Annotated in this window: 8 protein-coding genes; all 8 read left to right on the top strand. The window is 51.7% G+C overall.

What is annotated here, in order from left to right:
- Positions 1-933, top strand: a 933-nt coding sequence (gene tuf / locus ACLW56_RS23030) for an elongation factor Tu (RefSeq protein ID WP_330985784.1), incomplete at its 5' end; no start/stop codon positions are given.
- A gap of 231 nt (positions 934-1,164) precedes the next feature.
- A complete protein-coding gene (secE, locus tag ACLW56_RS23025; RefSeq protein ID WP_330985992.1) occupies positions 1,165-1,548 on the top strand; it encodes a preprotein translocase subunit SecE in 384 nt (127 codons plus the stop codon).
- Position 1,549: 1 nt separating this feature from the next.
- Positions 1,550-2,095, top strand: a complete 546-nt coding sequence (nusG, locus tag ACLW56_RS23020; RefSeq protein WP_003862341.1) for a transcription termination/antitermination protein NusG — start codon at positions 1,550-1,552, stop codon at positions 2,093-2,095.
- A gap of 145 nt (positions 2,096-2,240) precedes the next feature.
- Entirely contained in the window at positions 2,241-2,669 is a 429-nt protein-coding gene (rplK, locus tag ACLW56_RS23015; RefSeq protein ID WP_148245049.1) for a 50S ribosomal protein L11, read from the top strand.
- A gap of 3 nt (positions 2,670-2,672) precedes the next feature.
- Positions 2,673-3,377 carry a 50S ribosomal protein L1 gene (rplA, locus tag ACLW56_RS23010; protein ID WP_330985991.1) on the top strand — a complete coding sequence of 235 codons (705 nt, stop codon included), beginning with the start codon at positions 2,673-2,675 and terminating at the stop codon, positions 3,375-3,377.
- A gap of 292 nt (positions 3,378-3,669) precedes the next feature.
- Positions 3,670-4,167, top strand: coding sequence for a 50S ribosomal protein L10 (gene rplJ, locus ACLW56_RS23005; RefSeq protein WP_330985990.1), 498 nt, complete (start codon positions 3,670-3,672; stop codon positions 4,165-4,167).
- A gap of 66 nt (positions 4,168-4,233) precedes the next feature.
- Positions 4,234-4,599, top strand: a complete 366-nt coding sequence (gene rplL, locus ACLW56_RS23000; RefSeq protein ID WP_002445276.1) for a 50S ribosomal protein L7/L12 — start codon at positions 4,234-4,236, stop codon at positions 4,597-4,599.
- A 320-nt stretch (positions 4,600-4,919) separates the two neighbouring features.
- Positions 4,920-8,948, top strand: coding sequence for a DNA-directed RNA polymerase subunit beta (gene rpoB / locus ACLW56_RS22995; protein WP_330985989.1), 4,029 nt, complete (start codon positions 4,920-4,922; stop codon positions 8,946-8,948).
- The last annotated feature ends 43 nt before the right edge of the window (positions 8,949-8,991 follow it).

The raw sequence follows: 8,991 nt of genomic DNA, 5'->3' as shown, positions 1-8,991 counted from the left end.
CACGCCGACTATGTTAAAAACATGATCACCGGTGCGGCTCAGATGGATGGCGCGATCCTGGTTGTTGCTGCGACTGACGGCCCTATGCCTCAGACTCGTGAGCACATCCTGCTGGGTCGCCAGGTAGGCGTTCCGTTCATCATCGTGTTCCTGAACAAATGCGACATGGTTGATGACGAAGAGCTGCTGGAACTGGTAGAAATGGAAGTTCGTGAACTTCTGTCTCAGTACGATTTCCCAGGTGACGACACTCCGATCGTTCGTGGTTCTGCGCTGAAAGCGCTGGAAGGCGAAGCAGAGTGGGAAGCGAAAATCATCGAACTGGCTGGCTTCCTGGATTCTTACATCCCGGAACCAGAGCGTGCGATTGACAAGCCGTTCCTGCTGCCAATCGAAGACGTATTCTCCATCTCCGGCCGTGGTACTGTAGTTACCGGTCGTGTAGAGCGCGGTATCGTTAAAGTTGGCGAAGAAGTAGAAATCGTGGGTATCAAAGAAACCGCGAAAACGACCTGTACTGGCGTTGAAATGTTCCGCAAACTGCTGGACGAAGGCCGTGCTGGTGAGAACGTTGGTGTTCTGCTGCGTGGTATCAAACGTGAAGAAATCGAACGTGGTCAGGTACTGGCGAAGCCAGGCTCAATCAAGCCACACACCAAGTTCGAATCTGAAGTGTACATCCTGTCCAAAGACGAAGGCGGCCGTCATACTCCGTTCTTCAAAGGCTACCGTCCACAGTTCTACTTCCGTACAACTGACGTGACCGGTACCATCGAACTGCCAGAAGGCGTAGAGATGGTCATGCCAGGCGACAACATCAAAATGGTTGTTACCCTGATCCACCCAATCGCGATGGATGACGGTCTGCGTTTCGCAATCCGTGAAGGCGGCCGTACCGTTGGCGCGGGCGTTGTTGCTAAAGTTATCAGCTAATCACTGATAACATTTGACGCAATGCGCAATAAAAGGGCATCATTTGATGCCCTTTTTGCACGCTTTCGAACCAGAACCTGGCTCATCAGTGATTTTTTTTGTCATAATCATTGCTGAGACAGGCTCTGAAGAGGGCGTTAAGTCCGAAACGCAACAGAGCATTTCGGTTTTGGTTGCCTCGCACTCTCGCGGGGCAAAGATGTTTGTCGAATTCTTGTGACAGGTTGGTTTATGAGTGCGAATACCGAAGCTCAAGGGAGCGGGCGCGGCCTGGAAGCGATGAAGTGGGTGGTCGTTGCAGTTCTGCTGATCGTAGCCATTGTGGGCAACTACCTCTATCGTGACATTACGTTGCCGCTACGTGCGCTTGCCGTGGTGATTCTGATTGCTGCAGCGGGCGGTGTCGCGCTGTTGACGACAAAAGGCAAAGCGACCGTCGCGTTTGCTCGTGAAGCACGTACTGAAGTTCGTAAGGTCATTTGGCCTACGCGTCAGGAAACGCTGCACACCACGCTGATTGTGGCCGCGGTTACTGCTGTAATGTCACTGATCCTGTGGGGACTGGATGGTATTCTGGTTCGCCTGGTCTCCTTTATCACTGGCCTGAGGTTCTGAGATGTCTGAAGCTCCTAAAAAGCGCTGGTACGTCGTTCAGGCGTTTTCCGGTTTTGAAGGCCGCGTAGCCACTTCGCTGCGTGAGCATATCAAATTACACAATATGGAAGAGTTGTTTGGTGAAGTTATGGTTCCAACTGAAGAAGTGGTTGAGATCCGTGGCGGCCAGCGTCGCAAGAGCGAGCGCAAATTCTTCCCAGGTTACGTGCTTGTGCAGATGGTAATGAATGACGCCAGCTGGCACCTGGTGCGTAGCGTACCGCGCGTAATGGGCTTCATCGGTGGTACTTCCGATCGTCCGGCGCCGATCAGCGATAAAGAAGTTGATGCGATCATGAACCGCCTGCAGCAGGTGGGTGATAAACCGCGTCCGAAAACGCTGTTCGAGCCAGGTGAAATGGTTCGTGTTAATGACGGTCCGTTTGCTGACTTCAATGGCGTGGTCGAAGAAGTCGACTACGAGAAGTCCCGCCTGAAAGTTTCTGTTTCTATCTTCGGTCGTGCAACACCGGTAGAACTGGACTTTGCGCAGGTTGAAAAAGCTTAAATAAGCAGCGATCAAACGTTGCACAAGGCGCGAGATTGGAATACAATTTCGCGCCTTTTGTATTTATGGGCCTTGTGCACATAAATCACGTATTAATCACGGGGAGCCTTTTTAAGGCGTTATCACCCAATAGAGGAAATTGAGAATGGCTAAGAAAGTCCAAGCCTACGTCAAGCTGCAGGTTGCAGCTGGTATGGCGAACCCAAGTCCACCGGTTGGTCCAGCACTGGGTCAGCAGGGCGTAAACATCATGGAATTCTGTAAAGCGTTTAACGCCAAAACCGAATCCCTGGAAAAAGGTCTGCCGATCCCGGTAGTCATCACCGTTTACGCTGACCGTTCTTTCACTTTCGTTACCAAGACTCCGCCAGCTGCTGTTCTTCTGAAGAAAGCTGCAGGCATCAAGTCTGGTTCCGGTAAGCCGAACAAAGAGAAAGTGGGTAAAATTTCTCGCGCTCAGCTGCAGGAAATCGCGCAGACCAAAGCTGCCGACATGACTGGCGCCGACATTGAAGCGATGACTCGCTCCATTGAAGGTACTGCACGTTCCATGGGCCTGGTAGTGGAGGACTAAGAAATGGCTAAACTGACCAAGCGCATGCGTGTGATCCGCGATAAAGTTGACGCGACCAAGCAGTATGACATCAACGAAGCTATCGCTCTGCTGAAGGAACTGGCTACGGCTAAGTTCGTAGAAAGCGTAGACGTTGCCGTTAACCTCGGCATCGATGCTCGTAAATCTGACCAGAACGTACGTGGTGCAACTGTACTGCCGCACGGTACTGGCCGTTCTGTTCGTGTTGCCGTATTTGCCCAGGGCCCTAACGCTGAAGCAGCTAAAGCTGCTGGCGCTGAGCTGGTAGGTATGGAAGATCTGGCTGACCAGATCAAGAAAGGCGAAATGAACTTTGACGTTGTTATTGCTTCCCCGGATGCAATGCGCGTTGTTGGCCAGTTGGGCCAGGTTCTGGGTCCACGCGGCCTGATGCCAAACCCGAAAGTCGGTACTGTAACCCCTAACGTTGCTGAAGCTGTTAAGAACGCTAAAGCAGGTCAGGTTCGTTATCGTAACGACAAAAACGGCATCATCCACACCACCATCGGTAAAGTGGACTTTGACGCTGACAAACTGAAAGAAAACCTGGAAGCTCTGCTGGTTGCGCTGAAAAAAGCAAAACCAACTCAGGCGAAAGGCGTGTACATCAAGAAAGTTAGCATCTCCACCACCATGGGTGCAGGTGTTGCAGTTGATCAGGCTGGCCTGACTGCTGTTGCAAACTAATGCCTTTACGTGGGCGGTGAATTTGTCTACAATCTTACCCCCACGTTTGCTAGCGAAAGTTAGCAGGTAAAAGAATTGTTCGTTGGAGCCTGGCCTTTTCCAGGCCTCCGTCGAAGACCGCAGGTGTTTCGCAAGAGACTTAATTCCCTGCGTAGACGGTGACAGAACGCTAAGATTATTTTTTGATACTCTTTGGCTTGTTTCTGCTCACCGTATTAAGACGCTCCTCTCGTTGAGGGGAGTGAAGTGAGTTCCAGAGATAGTCTCTGGCAAACATCCAGGAGCAAAGCTAATGGCTTTAAATCTTCAAGACAAACAAGCGATTGTTGCTGAAGTCAGCGAAGTAGCCAAAGGCGCGCTGTCTGCAGTAGTTGCGGATTCCCGTGGCGTTACTGTAGACAAAATGACTGAACTGCGTAAAGCAGGTCGTGAAGCTGGCGTATACATGCGTGTTGTTCGTAACACCCTGCTGCGTCGCGTCGTTGAAGGTACTCAGTTCGAGTGCCTGAAAGACACGTTTGTTGGTCCGACCCTGATTGCATACTCTATGGAACACCCGGGCGCTGCTGCTCGTCTGTTCAAAGAGTTCGCGAAAGCGAATGCAAAATTTGAGGTCAAAGCTGCAGCCTTTGAAGGTGAGCTGATCCCGGCGTCTAATATCGACCGCCTGGCAACTCTGCCGACCTACGAAGAAGCAATTGCACGCCTGATGGCAACCATGAAAGAAGCCGCTGCCGGCAAACTGGTTCGCACTCTGGCTGCTGTACGCGATGCGAAAGAAGCTGCTTAATAGCACTTTTCTTTCTCAATCATTCGCATACGTATAAACTTATTCTGATATTCAGGAACAATTTAAATGTCTATCACTAAAGATCAAATCATCGAAGCAGTTGCCGCTATGTCCGTAATGGACGTTGTAGAACTGGTATCTGCAATGGAAGAAAAATTCGGCGTTTCTGCTGCTGCTGCTGTAGCTGTAGCTGCTGGCCCAGCTGAAGCTGCTGAAGAGAAAACTGAATTCGACGTTATCCTGAAAGCTGCTGGCGCGAACAAAGTTGCTGTAATCAAAGCCGTTCGTGGCGCAACTGGCCTGGGTCTGAAAGAAGCTAAAGACCTGGTAGAATCTGCTCCAGCCGCTCTGAAAGAAGGCGTGAGCAAAGATGACGCTGAAGCTCTGAAAAAATCTCTGGAAGAAGCTGGCGCAGAAGTTGAAGTTAAATAAGCCAACCCTTCCGGTTGCAGCCTGAGCAATTAGGCTGATGGCTGGTGACTTTTTAGTCACCAGCCTTTTTGCGCTGTAAGGCGCCAGTAGCATTTCACACTGTTTGACTGCTGGTTGTCCTGACAATGCATGTATCTATCGACGACTTAATATATTGCGACAGAGTGCCTGCTCTGTGTAAATCGCAACGAAATGGTTTAAGCGTGATAGCTACAGGTATTGCGAAAAGTGTTCCACTTTTCGGTCAACAAAATAGTGTTGCATAAACTGTCCGTCCACTGGACAGAGTCGGTCGACTTGTCAGCGAGCTGAGGAACCCTATGGTTTACTCCTATACCGAGAAAAAACGTATTCGTAAGGATTTTGGTAAACGTCCACAAGTTTTGGACATACCTTATCTCCTTTCTATCCAGCTTGACTCGTTCCAGAAGTTCATCGAGCAAGATCCTGAAGGTCAGTATGGTCTCGAAGCGGCTTTCCGCTCCGTGTTCCCCATCGCGAGCTACAGCGGCAATTCTGAGCTGCAATATGTGAGCTATCGTCTGGGCGAGCCTGTATTTGACGTTAAAGAATGTCAGATTCGCGGCGTGACTTATTCCGCTCCCCTGCGCGTTAAACTGCGTCTGGTGATTTACGAGCGTGAAGCGCCGGAAGGTACAGTCAAAGACATTAAAGAACAAGAAGTGTACATGGGCGAAATTCCGCTCATGACCGATAACGGTACCTTTGTGATCAACGGTACTGAGCGTGTTATCGTTTCTCAGCTGCATCGTAGCCCAGGCGTCTTCTTCGACAGCGATAAGGGTAAGACCCACTCTTCGGGTAAAGTGCTGTATAACGCACGTATCATCCCTTACCGTGGTTCCTGGCTGGACTTCGAGTTCGATCCGAAAGACAACCTGTTTGTCCGTATCGACCGTCGTCGTAAGCTGCCTGCGACCATCATTCTGCGTGCTCTGCAGTACACTACGGAGCAGATCCTGGATCTGTTCTTCGAAAAAGTTATTTTCGAAATCCGTGACAACAAACTGCAGATGGAGCTGATCCCTGAGCGTCTGCGTGGTGAAACCGCCTCCTTCGATATCGAAGCTGACGGTAAAGTGTACGTTGAGAAAGGCCGCCGCATTACGGCGCGTCACATTCGCCAACTGGAAAAAGATGATATCAAACACATCGAAGTTCCGGTTGAGTACATTGCAGGAAAAGTATCCGCAAAAGATTACGTTGATGCTTCTACTGGCGAGCTGATCTGCCCGGCGAACATGGAGCTGAGCCTGGATCTGCTGGCGAAGCTGAGCCAGTCTGGTCACAAACGTATCGAAACGCTGTTCACCAACGATCTGGATCACGGTGCTTACATCTCTGAGACTGTACGCGTCGACCCAACCAACGATCGTCTGAGCGCGCTGGTAGAAATCTACCGCATGATGCGCCCGGGTGAGCCACCAACTCGTGAAGCGGCTGAAAGCCTGTTCGAGAACCTGTTCTTCTCTGAAGACCGTTATGACCTTTCTGCGGTAGGCCGCATGAAGTTCAACCGTTCTCTGCTGCGTGACGAGATCGAAGGTTCCGGTATCCTGAGCAAAGAAGACATCATCGAAGTGATGAAGAAGCTCATCGGTATCCGTAACGGCATCGGTGAAGTGGATGATATCGATCACCTCGGCAACCGTCGTATCCGTTCCGTGGGCGAAATGGCGGAAAACCAGTTCCGCGTTGGCTTGGTACGTGTAGAGCGTGCGGTGAAAGAGCGTCTGTCTCTGGGCGATCTCGATACCCTGATGCCTCAGGATATGATCAACGCTAAGCCTATCTCTGCCGCAGTGAAAGAGTTCTTTGGTTCCAGCCAGCTGTCTCAATTTATGGACCAGAACAACCCACTGTCTGAGATTACGCACAAGCGTCGTATCTCTGCACTCGGCCCAGGCGGTCTGACCCGTGAACGTGCGGGCTTTGAAGTTCGAGACGTACACCCGACTCACTACGGTCGCGTGTGTCCAATCGAAACGCCTGAAGGTCCAAACATCGGTCTGATCAACTCCCTGTCCGTGTACGCACAGACTAACGAATACGGCTTCCTTGAGACGCCGTACCGTAAAGTGACCGACGGTGTTGTGACTGACGAAATTCACTACCTGTCTGCTATTGAAGAAGGCAACTACGTTATTGCTCAGGCGAACTCCAACCTGGATGATGACGGCCACTTCGAAGAAGACCTGGTAACCTGTCGTAGCAAAGGCGAATCAAGCCTGTTCAGTCGTGACCAGGTTGACTACATGGACGTTTCCACCCAGCAGGTGGTTTCCGTCGGTGCGTCCCTGATCCCGTTCCTGGAACACGATGACGCCAACCGTGCATTGATGGGTGCGAACATGCAACGTCAGGCCGTTCCAACTCTGCGCGCTGATAAGCCGCTGGTTGGTACCGGTATGGAACGTGCTGTCGCGGTCGACTCCGGTGTTACTGCCGTAGCGAAACGTGGCGGTACCGTTCAGTACGTTGATGCTTCCCGTATCGTTATCAAAGTTAACGAAGACGAGATGCTCGCGGGCGAAGCAGGTATCGACATCTATAACCTGACCAAGTACACCCGTTCTAACCAGAACACCTGCATCAACCAGATGCCATGTGTTTCTCTGGGTGAGCCGGTTGAGCGCGGCGACGTGCTGGCAGACGGTCCGTCCACCGACCTCGGTGAACTGGCACTCGGCCAGAACATGCGCGTAGCGTTCATGCCGTGGAACGGCTACAACTTCGAAGACTCCATCCTTGTCTCCGAGCGTGTGGTTCAGGAAGATCGCTTCACCACCATTCACATCCAGGAACTGGCGTGTGTGTCTCGTGACACCAAGCTGGGGCCTGAAGAGATCACGGCTGATATCCCGAACGTGGGTGAAGCTGCGCTCTCTAAACTTGATGAATCCGGTATCGTTTACATCGGTGCAGAAGTGACCGGCGGCGACATTCTGGTGGGTAAGGTTACGCCGAAAGGTGAAACCCAGCTGACGCCAGAAGAGAAACTGCTGCGCGCTATCTTCGGTGAGAAAGCGTCTGACGTTAAAGACTCTTCTCTGCGTGTACCAAATGGTGTTTCCGGTACGGTTATCGACGTTCAGGTCTTCACCCGTGATGGCGTGGAAAAAGACAAACGTGCGCTGGAAATCGAAGAGATGCAGCTGAAGCAGGCCAAGAAAGACCTGTCTGAAGAACTGCAGATCCTCGAAGCTGGCCTGTTCAGCCGTATCTACGCTGTGCTGGTTGCTGGTGGTGTTGAAGCTGAGAAGCTCGACAAACTGCCTCGCGATCGCTGGCTGGAACTCGGCCTGACCGACGAAGAGAAACAAAATCAGCTGGAGCAACTGGCTGAGCAGTACGACGAACTGAAGCACGAGTTCGAGAAGAAACTCGAAGCGAAACGCCGCAAAATCACTCAGGGCGACGATCTGGCACCAGGCGTGCTGAAGATTGTTAAGGTGTATCTGGCGGTTAAACGTCAGATCCAGCCTGGTGATAAAATGGCGGGACGTCACGGTAACAAAGGTGTTATCTCCAAGATCAACCCGATCGAAGATATGCCTCACGATGCTAACGGTACGCCGGTAGACATCGTCCTGAACCCACTGGGTGTACCGTCTCGTATGAACATCGGTCAGATCCTGGAAACTCACCTGGGTATGGCTGCGAAAGGCATCGGCGAGAAAATCAACGCCATGCTGAAACAGCAGCAAGAAGTCGCGAAACTGCGCGAATTCATCCAGCGTGCCTACGATCTGGGTACCGACGTTCGTCAGAAAGTTGACCTGAGCACCTTCAGCGATGACGAAGTTCTGCGTCTGGCAGAAAACCTGCGTAAGGGTATGCCGATCGCAACGCCAGTCTTCGACGGTGCGAAAGAGTCTGAAATTAAAGAGTTGCTGCAACTGGGTGGTCTGCCGTCTTCCGGTCAGATTACCCTGTTCGATGGTCGCACCGGTGAGCAATTTGAGCGTCAGGTAACCGTAGGTTACATGTACATGCTGAAACTGAACCACCTGGTTGATGACAAGATGCACGCTCGTTCCACCGGTTCTTATAGCCTGGTTACTCAGCAGCCGCTGGGTGGTAAGGCACAGTTCGGTGGTCAGCGCTTCGGTGAGATGGAAGTGTGGGCGCTGGAAGCATACGGCGCAGCATACACCCTGCAGGAAATGCTCACCGTTAAGTCTGATGACGTGAACGGTCGTACGAAGATGTATAAAAACATCGTCGACGGCAACCATCAGATGGAACCGGGTATGCCGGAATCCTTCAACGTACTGTTGAAAGAGATCCGTTCCCTGGGTATCAACATCGAGCTGGAAGACGAGTAACTCTCGCTCAAACAGGTCACTGGTGCCGGGCTAAACCCCGGCG

The sequence above is a fragment of the Pantoea sp. sgz302252 genome (genome assembly GCF_047713085.1).
Lineage (GTDB): Bacteria > Pseudomonadota > Gammaproteobacteria > Enterobacterales > Enterobacteriaceae > Scandinavium.
This window is presented reverse-complemented; position numbering and strand designations above follow the sequence as displayed.